Here is a 17,763-nt window from a genome sequence, read left to right on the forward strand (position 1 = left end):
TGCGTACTTGCAAAGTGTGTTTTAAGGATCAGATTATTCTGTCCGGAGTGCCGTAACCGGATCGCTTTTTGCCGCTTTCTTCGACGGAATCAGACCGCCGATCAGGGTCAGAACGACGCTGAGTGCAATCAGAACAAGCGCCGGGACGAGCGGAAGAGAAGCACTGACCTTCGTCGTATCCGCCAGATGGTGGATCAGAAGGTTGCCCGGAATCATCAGAAGCAGCGAGAGCCCGATGCCGATCAGTCCTGCACAGAGTCCGATGATGAAGGTTTCGGCATTGAAGACCTGCGAAATATTGCGTTTCGAAGCACCGATCGCGCGCAGGATACCGATCTCTTTCTTACGTTCCAGAACACTGATATAGGTGATGACGCCGATCATAATCGAGGAAACCACAAGGGAAATGCCGACAAAAGCGATCAGCACGTAGCTGATGATGTTGACGATATCCGTGACGGAGGACATCAGAGTGCCGACCACATCGGTGTACGAGATTACCTGCTCGTTTTTGCCTTCTTTTTCCATCGTGTCATTGTAGCCGTCGAGGATGGAGACAACGTGTTCCTTGCTCTCAAAGTTTTTCGGGTAAATGCTGATCGAAGAAGGTTCGTCAAAATCAGCGTAGCCCAGTTTCTGCAGATTGCCCTCATAGGTGGAAGAGCCGGAAGAACTAAGAGAAGCGAAGAGCTCCTTCATATCATCCTCAGTCATATTCATCTGGAAGGCACTTGCAAAGGCATCGGTGTCAATCTTCATGGCATCGCCCATCGAATCCTGCAGAGAATTACCGACCTGCGTCATGGCGCGTTCCATCTCGGACTGAATTGCAGAGGCCATCTGCGTCATCATCTGTTCCATCGCGGAAGTGATCTGTGTCTGCAGAGCCGAGGCGACAGAAGCGGAGTAGCTTCCCATAACGCCTGCCATGTAGTTTGTGAGCGCAGAAGAAACCTGGGACTGTAGTCCGTCGAGATCGACGATTTTTGTGATACCGCTGTTCAGCCGCTGCTGGCCGTCCGCCGTGTTCAGATAGGCGATAAAGTGCTGGCCCATCTCCGTCGGATCCGGCAGGCCGTTCTCCTTCACGTAAGCGAGATAACCGTTGGAAAGCTCCGTCGCAAGCGCAGTGAGCTGGTCGGATGTAATTTCGATATTGCCGTTGTTCTGCATCACCTCGGAAATCCAGTCGTTGATGATCTGAACAGCTTCTTCGGTCTGCAGATACTCCGCAAGATAAGCATCAAACTGTTCCGGATCGGTGTAGCCCATCTTGATCAGGTATGCCTGATACCCTTTGAAGATCCGCTGAATGAGTTCCTGGATCTGTTCCTGTGTAATGGAAACACCGCCGCCTGCAATGATGGTCTGGATGTGGCGCCGCAGGATTTCCTGTGCTTCCGTGGAATTGATGTAGGAGACGAAATCCTCCTGTAAATGGGAATAATCCGCCTCCGGGTGCTCCGAGGCGTAGCCCTGATAGCCCTCCATGAGGCTGGAAGCCAGTTCCTGCATGCCGTCTTCACTGACATTGAGAGTAAGTCCGGATAAAATCTGGCCAAGATCAAGCTGCGGCAGTCCGTTGAAATTAAGAGAGATCTGACTGAGGTCAATCGCACCCGCGAGATCCATGCTGCTTCCGGCGTCCGCAAAGGCACTGGAAAAATCAAGGTTCATGGAATCACCGGAAAAAGCACCGGAGAGTGCGGAATCGTCGAACTGGAAAGCGTTCTGCAGCTTGTCCTCATCGACAGTGATAAAGGAATCCATATCAAGACCGCTGTTCTGATCCACGGTGCCGAATTCCTGATTCGTAAAGACATCGATGGAGGAGTCCGCCATCTGCTGTTTCACAATCTCGGATTTCTTTGCTTCCTCCACAACGTGGCGGGTCAGCGATGCCGGGTAATTGATGCCGGCGGTCAGGGCAGAGGCGGCAGAGTCAGGGGACGGCTGGACAATACCGGTGATTGTGAGCTTTTCGCCGTTGGCAACGAGCTTTTTCATATAGTCTTCGTTGTCGCTTTTATCTTTCCAGACCTGATACTGACTGTCGTATTCGTAGCAGTCGGCGCTGTTCACAAGACGGAACGTGGTGCCGAGGATATCATCGTAGGAATACGTGCCGATGGAGGAAGGGGTCTCGACGGTTTCTTCATTTAAAAACTGGCGGACCATCTCATCTAGCTCGAGTGCATCGCGGAGCCCCAGGGTGTAGAGCAGAAAATCACTCATTCCGCCGTCGGAAGTGAGGACAAGCACACATTCGTTATAGTTTTCCGGCCAGTGTCCGGCTTTTAAGTCGTACTGGTTCTCGTACAGGGAAGCGGTGTCCGGCATCTCGTAAAAGACGTTGGTGCTCATCATGGATGACATGATGCTGTTGGAGCTTGCGCCAAGGCCGAGCGAGCGGAACGACTGGTCCGGGTGCACCTGGCGGATGGAATCGCCGTTTTCGCGGTAGATCTGCGGCGTGACGGAGTAGGAATATTCGATGGCATTTGTGTAGTCGGAAATGCCGTCCGCACCGCCGTCAAGGTACTTTTTCAGGGAAGCGAGATCGTTGGAGTTCATGGTGGAGAACATGTTGGTCACGACTTCCTGGACTTTGATTTCATTCTTTTTGCCGGAATCTTTTGAGTCTTTGCCGGCATTCTGTGAGCCGACCATCATCGAAGTGAGGTCAAAGCCGGTGCTCTGGATCTGAAGCGGATATTCGGAGAGAGTTTCCTCTTCCATATTCTGAATATACTCGTTGACACCAGAGGAGAGGGCCAGAATCAGTGCAATGCCGATGATGCCGATTGAGCCGGCAAACGAGGTGAGCAAGGTCCGCGCTTTCTTGGTGCGCAGGTTATTAAAACTTAAGGAGAGCGCCGTCAGAAAGGACATCGACGATTTGCCCATGTTTTTGTGTTTGGGAGGAAGCAGGGTTTCGGAATCCGGCTCAAACGGGTTCGTGTCGGAGCAGATCACACCGTCGCGCAGGGTGACGATCCGGTTGGCGTAAAGCTCGGCGAGCTCCGGATTGTGTGTGACCATGACGACAAGGCGTTCTTTGGCAACTTCCTGCAGCAGGTCCATGACCTGAATACTGGTGTCGGAATCGAGCGCGCCGGTCGGCTCATCGGCAAGCAGAATTTCCGGGTCATTGACAAGAGCGCGGGCGATGGCAACACGCTGCATCTGACCGCCGGACATCTGGCTCGGCCGCTTGTGGAGCTGTTTTCCAAGACCGACCTTATCAAGTGCCGCGATTGCTTTTTTGCGCCGCACCTCTTTGGAAACACCGGAAATGGTAAGCGCCAGCTCTACGTTTGCAAGAACGGTCTGGTGCGGGATCAGGTTGTAGCTCTGGAAGACAAAGCCGATCGTGTGGTTCCGGTAGGAATCCCAGTCGCGGTCCTTATACTTTTTCGTGGAAATGCCGTTGATGATCAGATCGCCGCTGTCGTAGCGGTCGAGACCGCCGATGATATTCAGAAGCGTCGTCTTTCCAGAACCGCTCGGCCCTAAAATAGCGACAAACTCGTTGTCGCGCAAATTTAAGGACACATCGTCGAGCGCTTTCTGTACCAGCGTCCCGGTCCGGTATTCTTTTTTGATATGCTGAATCTGTAGCATGAAAGGGTAACTCCTTCTGTGATTAATATGTGAACAGTTGTCCTTTATTCTACAACGAAATACGGGAAAAGTCCCGGGCTTTAGAAAAATTTAAGAAAAGTTTATCGACAGAAAAAAAGTTCCGCCTCTGTTTCAGAAAAACAAAAAACGGAACTTTCTTTATCTGTGATACTTATGATGCCGGAAAAGTCAGACTTCCATCAGAAGACCTTTCATATAAGCCTTTAAGATTTTCTTTTTCTCCAGCGAAAGATTATTGTAAAGCGTAATGATTTCCTGCTGTCCTTCGGTAAGCTGCAGGGCATCCGGCTCGTCGAGAAAGAAATCGGCAAGTGTGATGCCGAAAGCGTCGCAGAGCTTCTGCAGGGTAGGGATGGTTGGAATATTGGTGCGGTTTACCATATTATTTAAGGTAGAATAGGGAATGTCCGCCTCTTTTGCAAGACGGTAATAAGTCCAGGAACGCTCTTTGCATAAATCCTGAATGTGCTGTATCACATCTTTATCTCTCATAAAAAGATACCTCGTATTCCTATGTAATGTAGCGGCATGAAAATTGCTACTCACATATATTATACGTCTGTAAAAGAATAGAAACAGATCTTAAAGAGAGATGCAGAAAAGCTGTACAAATAAGAAATAATGGAAATTTGAGAGAAAAAGAGAGAAAAACCCGGCAGGAAAATAAGGTCTCCCGCCGGGTTCTGCAATCGTTTCAAAGTCTGTGCTTCTTACTCTTCGGTGGAATTTTCTTCCATCTCGTTGAACTGCTCGGTATCCATCAGCTCGTCGAATGCGTCTGCTGCAATTTCGTACTCTTCATCGGAATCGATGTTGTCGAGGTTCGGCTGGCCGTTCTCTTCGTAGTAACGATACAGATAAACTTCGCCGTCTTCGTTCTCGCCGTTTTCATCGAGCGGCAGAAGGGCGATGTACTCTTTCTGGTTCGGAGCTGGGAAAATGGTCAGTACGGCACATTTTACTTCGGTATCGTCGTCCAGTGTCAGGGTAACAGTCGGCTGATCCAGATCCTGGCAGTCGCTGCCGCAGCTTGTGCAGTCTCCGCTGCAGGATGCGCTGTTGAATAATTCTTCACTCATTTGTATTACCTTCCTTTTTCGTGTTCAGGTCTTATCAGGTTCTTGTCTGCCATTCTAACAGATAATAGAAAAAAACACAATGGCTGTGCCGGGAAAGAAGAAAAAATGCGGCGGATACAGGAAAATACGGAAAAGATACAATAAATAAGAAAGAAAAAATGAAAATTTAGTCGTATTTTCTCTTGACTGTTTTCAGGTACAGCCTTATACTATCACTATTGAATCTAAATATACAGGCAGCTGAACAAACTTATCCTCAACTGCCGGGGAGGCAAAAAATGGATATCAGATTTGAAAAAAGAGAGCATTTACAGGAAAAACCGGATCAGAAAAACCTTGGATTCGGAAAACACTTTACAGACTATATGTTTGTCATGGACTGGGATAAAGAGCAGGGATGGCATGACGCAGCAATCGTACCGTACGGCGGAATCCCGATGGATCCGGCAACCATGGTACTTCACTATGCACAGGAAACTTTCGAGGGTATGAAAGCATACAGAACAGCAGAAGGAAAAATCCAGCTGTTCCGTCCGGAAATGAACGCACGCCGTATGATCAAATCCAACGAAAGACTCTGCATGCCGGGTGTACCGGAGGAGATGTTTGTAGAAGCTGTCAAAGCACTGGTTAAAGCACAGGAAGACTGGGTACCGTCTGAGCCAGGTACATCTCTTTACATCCGTCCGTTCATGTTCGCTACTGAGGCAAGCCTTGGCGTACATATGGCAAAATCCTACAAATTCGTTATCATCACCACTCCGGTTGGAGCATACTATGCAGAGGGCATCAACCCGGTTAAGATCCTGGTTGAGGATGAATATGTCCGTGCAGTCAAAGGCGGCACAGGCTTCACAAAATGCGGCGGTAACTATGCAAGCTCCATCGCAGGCCAGGTAAAAGCAGAGAAGATGGGATGCACCCAGGTTCTGTGGCTGGACGGCGTACATCGTAAATATGTAGAGGAAGTTGGAACCATGAACATCATGTTCAAGATCGCCGGCGAAATCTACACCGCACCGCTGGAAGGAACCGTACTTCCGGGCGTAACCCGTGATTCCCTGATCCACATCCTGCGTGACTGGGGCTACAAAGTAAACGAGACCCACCTGTCCATCGACGACCTGATGAAAGCAGGCCATGACGGCACACTGGAAGAGGCATTCGGTACCGGTACAGCAGCTGTTGTATCTCCAGTCGGCGAGTTCGTATACAAAGACGATTCCGTTATCGTCAACGATTTCAAGATCGGTGAGCTGACCCAGAAACTGTACGATACCCTGACCGGTATCCAGTGGGGCAAGCTGGAAGACAAATATGGCTGGACTACTCCGGTAGAATAAACCATAATAAACAGAAAAATGCGAATAAGGGGTCCTTCCCGCACGGCGGTGCGGGGAGGATTCTTTCGTTTCAGAAAAAGATGGAGAAACCATTGGAAAGGAAACAAAACAGAATGGATCAGAATCGAATGCCTCTTGTGGAGGCGTTACAACAGTTCAGGGAGGAAGCGCCGGCGTATTTCCGCATCCCGGGACACCGGTTTGAGCGGGGGCTGGATGAGGCGCTAAACGGAGCATCGCTTGCAGCGTATGACCTCTCGGAGGCAGAAGGCCTCGACGATCTTCACCATGCGGAGGGCGTGATCGCGGAGGCGCAGCGTCTGGCGGCAGAAACGTGGAAGGCAAAAAAAACGTTCTTTCTCGTCAACGGTACGACATGCGGCAACGAGGCGATGGTGCTTTCCTCTGTGAAAGAGGGCGAAAAAATCATTGTCCCGCGGAACGTGCACAAATCGGTGCTGATGGGACTGATTTTATGCGGAGCCACACCGGTTTATGTGATGCCGGAGTACAGCACAAAATGGCAGATGTGGGGCGGCGTGACGCCGGAAACCATCGAAAAAGCGTTTGCCGAAACGCCGGATGCGAAAGCCGTACTGCTGGTCAGCCCGACGTACTACGGTCTTTGCAGTGATCTGCAGGCGATCGCAGAAATCTGTCACTGCCACAACGCAGCGCTTCTTGTCGATGAAGCACATGGATCGCACCTCTATTTTTCCGAACAGCTTCCTCTCGGCGCACTGGAAAGTGGTGCGGATGCCTGCGCGCAGAGTATCCACAAAACGGCGGGTTCCTTTACACAGAGCTCCTTCTTATCACTCGGTTCTGGTCGTCTCGATGAGGCAAGAGTGGCCGCCAATCTGCAGATGGTACAGAGTACATCACCGTCCTACCTTCTGATGGCATCCCTCGATGCGGCGCGGCGCGGGATGGCGCTGCACGGAAAAGAGCGAATGGAACGCGCGCTGGAACTCGGCCAGAGGGCGCGGCAGGAGCTTGCAAAGATCAAAGGAATCGAAGTTCTTGGGACCGAGATGGAAGGAACGTGCGGCGTATGGAAGATCGATCCGACGCGTCTTGTATTCTCGGCAAGAGAACTTGGTATTTCCGGCTACGATCTGCAGGTGCGTCTGTACGAGGAATACCGCGTCAGTACAGAGCTTGCCGACGAGGAGAACGTGGTCTGCGTTATTACCTGGGCAAACAGCGAGGAAGATATCACACGGCTGATCGATGCGCTGGCAGGAATTTCGGCAGCAGAGAGCGGGAAAACGACGGGGCGGACGAAGTTTACAGAAAAGCAGTGGCTGTTCCGCAGCCTGCCGGAGATGGTAAAGACACCGCGCGAGGCATATTTTGCGGAGAAGGAAGCCGTTCCGTTTGCAGAAGCGGAAGGACGAATTGCAGCCGAGATGGCAGCCCCATATCCGCCGGGAATCCCGCTCATCTGCCCGGGCGAGCGGTACAGCAGAGAAATGTTGGAACTGATGCGCCAGTATAAAGCAGACGGCTGCGAATTTCACGGACCGTCGGATGCGTCGCTGGAAGTGCTGTATGTTCTGAAAGAGGAATAAAAGAAAACGGAAGTCGGTTCCCGGCGTTTTGCAACAGAAACCGCAGAGAACAGACTGTCAGGAAAAGGAGATGAATTGCGTATGAAAAAAATGATATCCTGGAACGTAAATGGACTGAGAGCCTGCATGAAGAAAGGCTTTCAGGAATACTTTGAGGCGGCAGATGCCGATATTTTCTGCCTGCAGGAGACAAAGCTGCAGGAAGGACAGATCGACCTTGAGCTGCCCGGCTATCATCAGTATTGGAATTATGCGGAAAAGAAAGGATATTCCGGTACGGCCCTGTTTACCAAAGAGGAGCCGATTTCTGTTCGCTATGGTATCGGAATCGAAGAACATGATACGGAAGGCCGTGTGATTACGGCAGAGTTTCCGGAATACTTTGTTGTAACCGTTTACACACCGAATTCGCAGGATGAATTAAAACGCCTTGCCTACCGGATGGAGTGGGAGGATGCGTTTCTTTCTTACTTAAAAGGACTGGAGCAGGAAAAACCGGTGATTTTCTGCGGAGATCTGAACGTCGCAGCGACCGAGATGGATATCAAAAATGCAAAGGCAAATGAGAAAAACGCCGGCTTTACGAAAGAGGAGCGCGAAAAATTTGCTGTGATCAAAGAAAAAGGCTTTGTTGATTCCTTCCGTATGCTGTATCCGGACACCGTGACGTATTCCTGGTGGTCATACCGCTTCCAGGCACGCCAGCGGAATGCAGGATGGCGGCTTGATTACTTTATGGTATCAGAGTCCTTAAAAGATGCAGTTGCAGATGCCAAAATCCATACCGAAATCTTCGGTTCCGACCATTGCCCGGTGGAACTGGATTTAGAGGTATAACAATTGGTAACATTGGTCAATTGACAATTTTATTCAAATGATTTACATTAATAGTATGACAATTGCAACAAATTATAAAAAATAAGGGCGGGAATTATGATACAGACAAAAAACAGAGGAAAATATCGAATTTTACCGGGAAATCCGGAGAAAATGGGCGCATCGGCGACGAAAGACGGATACAATTTTGCCGTAGAAGTATCGGATGGAAAAAAAGCAGAGCTTCTGCTGTACCGGAAAGGTCACCAGAAACCGTTTCTTACCGTGCCGCTTCCGGAAGAGGAGCGCACTGGCGTGATCAGTTCCGTGGAAATCACAGGCCTGACGGTAGGAAAGTTTTCGTATGCCTACCGGATGGACGAAGCTTTCTGCTTGGATCCGTATGCGGGAGCAGTAGAAGGAAGAGAAACCTTCGGTGCACCGATGGAAAAAGAAGAGGGCGCCTGCTGCTGCCTTCTCCCGGAGTACCCGGTAATGCGCACCACCTCACTGCACCGGCCGTATGAGGAGACGATTTTGTATAAGCTCCATGTGCGCGGCTTCACCAAAGACGGAAGCTCCCGTGTAAAGAACAAGGGAACGTTCCGCGGCGTGATCGAAAAAATTCCATACTTAAAAGAACTCGGTATCAATGCAGTAGAGCTGATGCCGTCCTACGAGTTTTTTGAGTGGACCTCCCTTACGGAGCCGGCCTATGTATATCCGGCGCCGGCGGAAGAGAAGCGCGTGAATTATTGGGGATACGGCACAAAGGCCCTGTATTTTGCTCCGAAAGCTTCGTATGCTGCATCCGCAGATGCCGTCGCAGAGTTCGCAGAGATGGTCGATGCCCTGCATGAGAATGGTATCGAATGCTTGATGGAATTCTGTTTTGCCCCGGGAACGCCTTCTGGTTTTGTCCTGCAGGTTCTGCACCACTGGCAGCTCCGCTATCAGATCGACGGTTTCCATCTGGTCGGCGATGCATCGCTGGCAGAAGAAGCGTCCAAAGATGCACTCCTTCGGAAGACGAAACTGATTTTCCTCGGTTTTGACGGCGCACGGATCTATCAGGGAAAACGCCCGTGGTTCCGGAATTTAGGGGAACACAATCAGGGCTACCAGTACCATATCCGCCGCTTCTTAAAAGGCGATGAGGGCAGCCTTTCCGACTTCACCTATTATCTGAGAAGAAGCCCGGAGACACACGGTGTGATCAATTATCTTGCGGATCACGACGGTTTTACCCTGTATGACAGCGTTTCCTACGAACAGAAACACAATCTGGACAACGGCGAAGACAATATGGATGGTTCCAACGAAAACCTGACCTGGAATTGCGGCGCAGAAGGCGTGACCCGGAAACCGGCTGTGCGCGCGCTACGTCTCCGCCAGCTGAAAAATGCCGTTCTCATGCTGATGACAAGCCAGGGAACACCGCTGATTTACGGCGGCGATGAATTCGGCAACAGCCAGAAGGGCAACAACAACGCCTGGTGCCAGGACAACAAAACCGGCTGGATCGACTGGAAAGCAGCCGCCCGGAATCCGGAGTTTGCCGCCTTTGTAAAAGCAGCAATCGCCTTCCGGAAAGCGCATCCGGCGCTGCACGGCGAACGCGAGCCGCGCCTCATCGACTACAAATCCTACGGCTGCCCGGATATGTCCTTCCACAGCCAGAGAGCCTGGTTCTCCCAGATGGAAAACACATGCCGTTTTATCGGCGTCATGTACTGCGGAAGCTATTTCCAGGATAAAGACGGAAACAAGGACGACGACCTCTATATTGCCTACAACATGCACTGGAATCCGCATGAGCTGGCACTGCCGTCCCTCCCGGAACAGAAGGTCTGGTATCTGACGGCCGACACCAACACACCGGAAGTATTCCTGACAGAAGAAAATCAGAAAAAAGTCAGCGCAAAAACGGTCATCGTGCCGCCGCGCAGTATCATAATTTTAACAGGAAAGCAGGAGAAGAGACAGAATGATGAAAGCATGGCAGCACTTTAAAACCATTACCACACACAAAATGTGGGTCATGCGGTACTGCTTCAAAATAGGACTGTACTGGCAGGGACTGACCCACGACCTCTCGAAATATTCGCCGACGGAATTTCTGGTCGGCATGAAATACTATCAGGGCGACCGGAGTCCCAATAACGCCGAGCGCGAAGACACCGGCATGTCAAAATCCTGGATGCACCATAAAGGGCGCAACAAACATCATTTTGAATACTGGATTGATTACGGTATCAATTGTGACACCATCATCAAAGGCGTCCCAATGCCGCGCCGCTACGTCGCCGAGATGATTATGGACCGCATCAGCGCGTCCCGCGTCTACCTCGGAGACGCTTATACCGATCAGGCGCCGTACCAGTATCTCAAAAAAGGAATCGGCCACCTCTGGTTCGTCCATCCCGAGACACTCTCGCAGCTCGAATTTCTGCTGCGCATGCTCTCGGAACGCGGCGAAGACGATACCCTCTATTACATCCGCTACCACTTTCTAAAAGGTGACCCCGTCCCGCGAATGCACTGTCCTCAAGAATACACCGTCTACGAAGAGGCCATCCGCAAGAAAGTGTCCCCGTCCACTCATTAAGGTATTGGACCCACCCGCCCGCCCATTTACTCTATTGGTGAACCAAGGGAAGCCACCGCAGGACCGCTTTCCTCCATTTACGGGGCCAAAGTCAGCTCAGGAGCATCGGGTGTCCGGGGCGTGGCATTTGCAGGAGGCGTAGGAACCCTTAGGGCGTGGAAATTTGCGTTATTCCCCCAAATCAAACTGTCTGAGCGTATGCGAGTTTTTGATTTGGGGGAATGCTTTTAGCAAATTTTCACACCCTTAGAGTTCCTAGCCTCCGAAACAGCCACGCCCCGGACACCCGATACTCCTGAGCGTCCCTTCCCCACAACAAAAATACAACTTGTCACAACAACCGTACAAGTTGTATTATAAATTCCAGAAAGGGGAATCACCAATCACATGGAACCAACCACCGGCAAAGCCAAATACTACACCCTGATGGAAGCCCTAAAAGAGCAGATTCTCTCCGGAACCATAAAACCCGGCCAGAAGCTTCCCTCCGAAAACGAACTGACCCGGGAATACGCCCTCTCACGCCACACTGTCCGAAAGGCCCTCGCTCTTCTCGAAAATGAAGGCTACATCACCGCCCGGCACGGCAAAGGAACCTTCTGCTCCGAGCGCGTAATCCAGCGTCATAATTCAAAAAACATCGCCGTCACCACCACCTACCTGTCCGACTACATCTTCCCCCGCCTCATCCAGGGAATGGATCGAGTGCTGAGCGAAAACGGCTACAGCATTATCTTAAAGAACACCTGCAACAGCCGCTCCAAAGAAGAAAAAGTCTTAAAAGAACTCCTCGACAAGCCCATCGACGGCCTCATCATCGAGCCGAGCAAAAGCCAGATCCTCTGCCGCCACATCAACTTGTACGAAATGCTGGACAAGTACCAGATCCCGTATGTCTTCATCCAGGGCTGCTACCCCCAGATGGCAGACAAGCCCTGCATTCTGATGGATGACTGCAAAGGCGGCTATCTGCTGACCCGGCACCTTTTAGAGACCGGCCGACGAAACATCATCGGCATCTTCAAGGCCGACGACAGCCAGGGCGCCCAGCGCCATAAAGGCTACGTGCAGGCGCTGCAGGAAAGCGGAATCCTGTATGATCCCGAAAACGTCATCTGGTTTCACACCGAAGACCGGAAAACCAAACCGTCCCTGATGCTTTCCATGCTGCTCGACAGCAAAAAGTCCGTCGATGCCGCCGTCTGCTACAACGACCAGATCGCGCTCGCCGTCATCTCCATGCTGGAAGAAAAGGGAATCTCCGTGCCGGAAGACATCGCCGTCACCGGATACGACAACTCGCTGATCGGCCAGAGCAGTCCGATCGGGATCACGACCATTGCCCATCCGCAGGAAAAACTCGGTGAGATGGCAGCAGAGCTCATTCTCGAAAAAATCAGAAAAGTCCCGGAAGAAGAAAGCAGCGTCAAACGCCTGATTTCCCCGGAACTCATCGTAAGAGAATCCACTGCAGGAAAAAATCTGTCAACAGAGACGAAAAAATAGAAAAGAACCCAAGGGAGGAAAAAACAATGGGAATGGATGCAAAAACAGCAATCCTCGAACAGAAAACAGCACTTGGCATTGAGTTCGGCTCAACCAGAATCAAAGCCGTCCTGATCGGCGCAGACAACGCCCCGATTGCATCTGGAGATCACGAGTGGGAAAACCGCTACGACAACGGCGTGTGGACCTACACCCTCGAGGACATCTGGACGGGCCTGCAGGATGCCTATACCAAAATGGCAGCTGATGTCAAAGAAAAATACGACATCACCCTGACCCGCGTCGGAGCCATCGGCTTCAGTGCCATGATGCACGGCTATATGGCATTTGACAAAGCAGGAAACCTCCTCGTGCCGTTCCGCACCTGGAGAAACAATATCACAGAAGAAGCAAGCGAGAAGCTGACCGATCTTTTCGGATTCCACATCCCGCAGAGATGGACTATCGCCCATCTGTATCAGGCAATCTTAAACGGTGAGCCGCATGTGGCAGATATCGACTACGTGACAACCCTTGCCGGATACATTCAGTGGAAAATGACCGGCGAGCGTGTCGTTGGTGTCGGCGAGGCATCTGGAATCTTTCCAATCGATTCTGAAACCAACACTTACTTTGCCGACATGATCGCCAAATTTGACGAGGCAGTCGCAGACAAAGCATATTTATGGAAAGCACTCGATGTCCTGCCGCACGTTCTGACCGCAGGTGACAATGCCGGTGTTCTGACAAAAGAAGGTGCCGCACTTCTCGATATGTCCGGAAATCTGGAAGCAGGCATTCCGCTCTGCCCGCCGGAGGGAGATGCCGGAACAGGTATGGCGGCAACAAACAGCGTCCGCGTTAGAACCGGAAATGTGTCTGCCGGAACTTCCGTTTTTGCTATGATCGTTCTGGAGAAGAACCTCTCCAAAGTATACCCGGAGATCGATATGGTAACAACCCCGTCCGGTCATCCGGTTGCCATGGTGCACTGCCAGAACTGTACTTCTGATCTGAATGCATGGGTCAATCTCTTCCGTGAATTTGCGCAGACCTTCGGCATGGAAATCAGCACGAATGATCTGTTCGGCAAGCTGTACAACAAAGCCCTGGAGGGCGACGCAGACTGCGGCGGACTCCTTGCCTACAACTACTTCTCCGGCGAACACGTAACCGGCTTCAACGAGGGCCGTCCTGTCTTCGCACGTACTCCGGATGCGAAATTCAATCTGGCAAACTTTATGAGAGTCAACCTGTTTACTTCCCTTGGCGCCCTGAAAGTCGGCCTTGATATCCTGATGAAAGAGGAGCATGTGCAGGTCGACCAGATTCTCGGCCACGGCGGTCTCTTCAAGACAAAAGGTGTCGGCCAGAAGATCCTCGCAGGTGCCATCGATGCACCGGTTTCCGTCATGGAGACAGCAGGAGAGGGCGGAGCCTGGGGCATCGCACTGCTGGCTTCTTATATGATCAACAAAGAAGAGAATGAAACACTCGAGGATTACCTCGATGCAAAAGTCTTCGCAGGAAATGCCGGAACCAAGATGGATCCGGACCCGGCAGACGTCGCTGGATTTGAAGTATTCACCGAGCGCTACAAAAAAGGCCTGCCGATTGAGCGTGCAGCAGTAGAGAGCTTAAAATGAACCATCGTTTGGGAAAGATAGAAAGGACAACACAATGTTAGAAGAACTGAAAAAAAGAGTATACGAAGCCAACATGCTTCTTCCAAAATACGGACTGGTTACCTTTACATGGGGAAATGTCAGCGAGATTGACCGGGAAAGCGGTCTGTTCGTCATCAAACCAAGCGGCGTGGATTACGACCTGCTGACACCGGACGATATGGTTGTCATGGATCTGAACGGAAACAAAGTAGAAGGACGCTACCGTCCGTCTTCTGACACCCCGACCCATCTGGAGCTGTACAAAGCATTTCCGGAGATCGGCGGCATTGTTCACACCCATTCTTCCTATGCGACAAGCTGGGCACAGGCGGGAAGAAGCATTCCGTGCTACGGAACAACCCATGCAGACTACATCTACGGTGAAGTACCGTGCCTGCGCTGCCTGACAAAAGAAGAGATTGACGAGGCATACGAGGAAAACACCGGCCATCTGATCGTCAATGAGTTCAAACGGATGGGAAAAGATGTAAAAGCCGTTCCGGCCGTTCTTTGCAAGAACCACGGACCGTTCACCTGGGGCAAAGATGCGCATGAGGCTGTTCACAATGCTGTTGTCCTCGAAGAGGTTGCCAAAATGGCATACCGTGCCGAGACCATCAACCCGAGAATCCAGCCGGCACCGCAGGAGCTGCAGGATAAACACTATTACCGTAAGCATGGTGCAAATGCTTATTACGGACAGAACTAAAAAAGAGTAAGAAGATAAGAAAAGTGTCATCCACAAACTGCAGGGCACACAGCCCGCAGGTGGATGACACTTTTTTGATAAAAACATTTTTATGATAGAAATCCGCTTTTAAAATCAAGTGGTCGTCTGACGCCGGATCAGAAGCGGCGGAACGGTCTTGTGAACCGGCTCGGCAAGCGGCACCGGGTGGCGTTTTTTCCGTTCCTGCATCTGGGAGACCAGAAGGGAAACAGCCTCGTCTGCAATCTGGTCAATCTGCTGGCCGACAGTGCTGATCGGATAGATAGCCTGCTCGGAAATCGGCGCACCGTCGAAGCCGATGAGTTCGTAATCGTCCGGCAGGGTATGGTACTTGCGGATCAGAAGATTTAAAAGAATATTGGCATGATCATCGTTGGAGAGGAAGATGCCCTTTTTCTGACCGGCATATTTTTGTTCGATGTTGTCAAAGATTTCCTGCAGCGGTGCTGCGGCTTCCTGATAGGAGAGTCCAAAATCCCGAATGATAACCTTGTGCGGTACACCGGCCTTTACACAGGCATCCTGGAAACCGGCGAGACGGCGGTAGGCAGGAACATTTTCTTTGGTCGGTGAGTTCAGATGAATCAGGACATCACAGTGGTTATGAATCAGAAGCGAAGTCGCTTCGTACGCGCCGAGGTAGTTGTCTGTATTGACACTGCTGACGAACTGGTCTTCGCGCTCAATTGCAACGACCGGGATCTGCAGATCGGAGAGTTCGCGGGAGGAGAGTGTATGGGAGAGGACGATGAGGCCCTCGATTTTGTACGACATCAGCTCCTGAATGTAGCGGCGCTCCGTCTCGTCGTGGCCGTTTCCGGCGAAGACGAGGAATTTATAGCCATATTTCTCATAAGAAGCAAGAATCTGATTCAGCATCTCGGAATAGTAGTTCATGGAGAGACTCGGGATCAGGATGCCGACAAATTCGGTCTGTCCGTTCGCGAGAATTTTTGCCACTTTGTTTTCTTTATAGTTCAGTTTATCCAGTGCATCGGAAATGATCTGCTGATTTTCCGGTGTCAGGGAATCCGGGTTGTTGAAATACCGGGAAATGGTTGTTTTGGAAAAATGCGTGTACTGTGCAATATCATTAAAGGTTACATTTTTTTTTCGTGCCATAAGTTCAAGTGTCCTTCCCTTCAAAAGTGTTGCGTGAATCATGTAAGCTTTCAGAAAAAAACAAATAATATATGAAGATAGTATAACATTTCTCGCCCGCCGGAACAAGCGGGAATCGGTTAAGTAACCGGTTTTGTAAAAGTTCCACAAAAGCCAAAAACAAAATTATGGAAAATCACGAAAAGTAAAGAAAATATTGACGAAACCCACTGTCAATGCTATGATAAAGACAACGAAAGTAACCGGTTACTTGACCGGTTACACAAAACGAAGGACAGGACTCGCTGTCCAGAGATAACAGGAGGAATTGTGATGAGAAAGAAATTTAGTGCCAGGGCGGCAGCTCTTGGAATGTCCGGCGTGCTTCTTACTTCTGCACTGACCGGATGCACCTTCGGCTTCGCAAGCGATCCGGATGACCCGAACGCAGTAAAAGAAGAAGTGCCGATCGACATGACCACCGATACCTTCCAGTACGATACGTCGCTTTCCGGAACGAGTATCGTCATCATGAACACAAAAGCAGAAATCCAGACAGCACTGGAAAAGATTGCAAAAGTGTTCGAGGAGAAAGCAGGCGTACATATTGAGATCATGCCGGTAACGGACGGCGATTCTCCTTATACCAAAGTAGTCAGCCTCTACAACTCCGGAAACCCGCCGACACTTTCCATTCTGGATACGACCGATGTCATTGCACTGGCAGAAGAAAAAGCAGCCGACTTAAGCAATGAAGCATGGACCGGCGAGGCAGAAGAGTACCTGACCAAAATCAACGGAAAGGTTTACAGCTTCCCGCTCTGTATCGAGGGCCGCGGTATTATCTACAACAAGAGCGTGATTGAAGATACCTTAGGTACCGAGTTCGATCCATCCGATATCAAAACCCAGGACGATTTCGCAGCACTTCTCCAGAGCCTGCGGGACAACGGAATGAAGAATCCGATCTCCATGGCAAAAGAAGACTGGTCCCTTGGAGCACACCAGCTGCAGTACATCTACGAGACATACAACGGAACCTCCGACGGTGCAGCAGAAGTCATCAACGAGCTGAAGGACGGAACCTTATATCTGCCGGACTACACCCGCATGAACGAGTTCCTGAATACCTTTGACCTGTTAAAAGAGTACAACGTAGCAAAGGGCGATCCACTCGGCGCAGATTACGATGAGATGGCAATTGACCTGGCAGACGGAAAAACCGCTTTCTGGTTCAACGGAAACTGGGCATGGCCGAACCTTGAGGAGGCAGGAGCCGAGACGACCGATGAGTATGGTTTCCTTCCATACTTCCTGAACAATGATCCGGACGACTTCGTCAACAGCAAAATCCAGGCATCCCCGTCCAAACAGATCATGCTGGATGATATCGTGGCTACCGATGAGCAGAAAGCAGCAGCAAAAGAGTTCCTGAACTGGCTGGTTTACAGTGAGATCGGACAGCAGATGGTTGTAAAGACCTGCAGCCTGATCCCTCCGTTTAAAAACAACCCGAACGAGCCAAGCGATCCGTTAAGCCGCGACATTTACGAAAAAGTACAGAACGGCGGAGCATTCAACGCATCTGCGATCGTGCCGAACGATCACTGGTCTGTCCTTGGTGCGGCAATGCAGAAATATCTGGCCGGAAGAAGTGACCGCGAGGAACTGATAGATTCCATCCAGGCATACTGGGATGAGCAGTAAGCCGGAGG

At 50.8% G+C, this 17,763-nt stretch carries 13 protein-coding genes; 9 read left to right on the forward strand and 4 right to left on the reverse strand.

Annotated features, from left to right (window positions below):
* Positions 1-33: 33 nt before the first annotated feature.
* The 3 genes from DW915_RS00855 to DW915_RS00865 form a co-directional block, all read right to left on the reverse strand.
* Positions 34-3,624: an ABC transporter ATP-binding protein/permease gene (locus DW915_RS00855; RefSeq protein ID WP_118741404.1), complete on the reverse strand. Its 3,591-nt coding sequence runs from the start codon at positions 3,622-3,624 to the stop codon at positions 34-36.
* 189 nt (positions 3,625-3,813) lie between these two features.
* Positions 3,814-4,137 (reverse strand): helix-turn-helix domain-containing protein, encoded by a 324-nt coding sequence (locus tag DW915_RS00860; RefSeq protein WP_055218165.1) that lies wholly within the window; start codon positions 4,135-4,137, stop codon positions 3,814-3,816.
* A 218-nt stretch (positions 4,138-4,355) separates the two neighbouring features.
* Positions 4,356-4,724: a DUF1292 domain-containing protein gene (locus DW915_RS00865; RefSeq protein WP_022461482.1), complete on the reverse strand. Its 369-nt coding sequence runs from the start codon at positions 4,722-4,724 to the stop codon at positions 4,356-4,358.
* A 278-nt stretch (positions 4,725-5,002) separates the two neighbouring features.
* On the opposite strand from DW915_RS00865, the gene DW915_RS00870 reads away from it, so the two are divergent.
* The 8 genes from DW915_RS00870 (at position 5,003) to DW915_RS00905 (ending at position 14,926) form a co-directional block, all read left to right on the forward strand.
* Positions 5,003-6,067: a branched-chain amino acid aminotransferase gene (locus DW915_RS00870; RefSeq protein WP_022461483.1), complete on the forward strand. Its 1,065-nt coding sequence runs from the start codon at positions 5,003-5,005 to the stop codon at positions 6,065-6,067.
* A gap of 113 nt (positions 6,068-6,180) precedes the next feature.
* Positions 6,181-7,641, forward strand: a complete 1,461-nt coding sequence (locus DW915_RS00875; RefSeq protein WP_022461484.1) for an aminotransferase class I/II-fold pyridoxal phosphate-dependent enzyme — start codon at positions 6,181-6,183, stop codon at positions 7,639-7,641.
* Between the two features lie 81 nt (positions 7,642-7,722).
* Positions 7,723-8,478, forward strand: coding sequence for an exodeoxyribonuclease III (locus tag DW915_RS00880; RefSeq protein ID WP_022461485.1), 756 nt, complete (start codon positions 7,723-7,725; stop codon positions 8,476-8,478).
* Between the two features lie 96 nt (positions 8,479-8,574).
* On the forward strand, positions 8,575-10,470 hold the full coding sequence (locus DW915_RS00885) for an alpha-amylase family glycosyl hydrolase (protein ID WP_118594717.1): 1,896 nt from the start codon (positions 8,575-8,577) through the stop codon (positions 10,468-10,470).
* Positions 10,448-11,065 (forward strand): DUF5662 family protein, encoded by a 618-nt coding sequence (locus tag DW915_RS00890; protein WP_227093554.1) that lies wholly within the window; start codon positions 10,448-10,450, stop codon positions 11,063-11,065. Before DW915_RS00885 ends, DW915_RS00890 begins: the two co-directional genes overlap by 23 nt.
* Before the next feature lie 387 nt (positions 11,066-11,452).
* On the forward strand, positions 11,453-12,571 hold the full coding sequence (locus DW915_RS00895; RefSeq protein WP_022461488.1) for a GntR family transcriptional regulator: 1,119 nt from the start codon (positions 11,453-11,455) through the stop codon (positions 12,569-12,571).
* A gap of 32 nt (positions 12,572-12,603) precedes the next feature.
* A complete protein-coding gene (locus tag DW915_RS00900; RefSeq protein ID WP_334294914.1) occupies positions 12,604-14,196 on the forward strand; it encodes a xylulokinase in 1,593 nt (530 codons plus the stop codon).
* 34 nt (positions 14,197-14,230) lie between these two features.
* A complete protein-coding gene (locus DW915_RS00905) occupies positions 14,231-14,926 on the forward strand; it encodes an L-ribulose-5-phosphate 4-epimerase (protein WP_022461490.1) in 696 nt (231 codons plus the stop codon).
* A 114-nt stretch (positions 14,927-15,040) separates the two neighbouring features.
* Here DW915_RS00905 and DW915_RS00910 read toward each other — a convergent pair whose 3' ends face one another.
* Positions 15,041-16,069, reverse strand: a complete 1,029-nt coding sequence (locus DW915_RS00910) for a LacI family DNA-binding transcriptional regulator (RefSeq protein ID WP_022461491.1) — start codon at positions 16,067-16,069, stop codon at positions 15,041-15,043.
* Positions 16,070-16,381: 312 nt separating this feature from the next.
* On the opposite strand from DW915_RS00910, the gene DW915_RS00915 reads away from it, so the two are divergent.
* Positions 16,382-17,755, forward strand: a complete 1,374-nt coding sequence (locus DW915_RS00915; RefSeq protein ID WP_022461492.1) for an ABC transporter substrate-binding protein — start codon at positions 16,382-16,384, stop codon at positions 17,753-17,755.
* Positions 17,756-17,763: the final 8 nt, after the last annotated feature.

This window comes from Blautia sp. AM42-2 (assembly GCF_003480245.1).
In the GTDB taxonomy this organism is placed as follows: domain Bacteria; phylum Bacillota; class Clostridia; order Lachnospirales; family Lachnospiraceae; genus Fusicatenibacter; species Fusicatenibacter saccharivorans.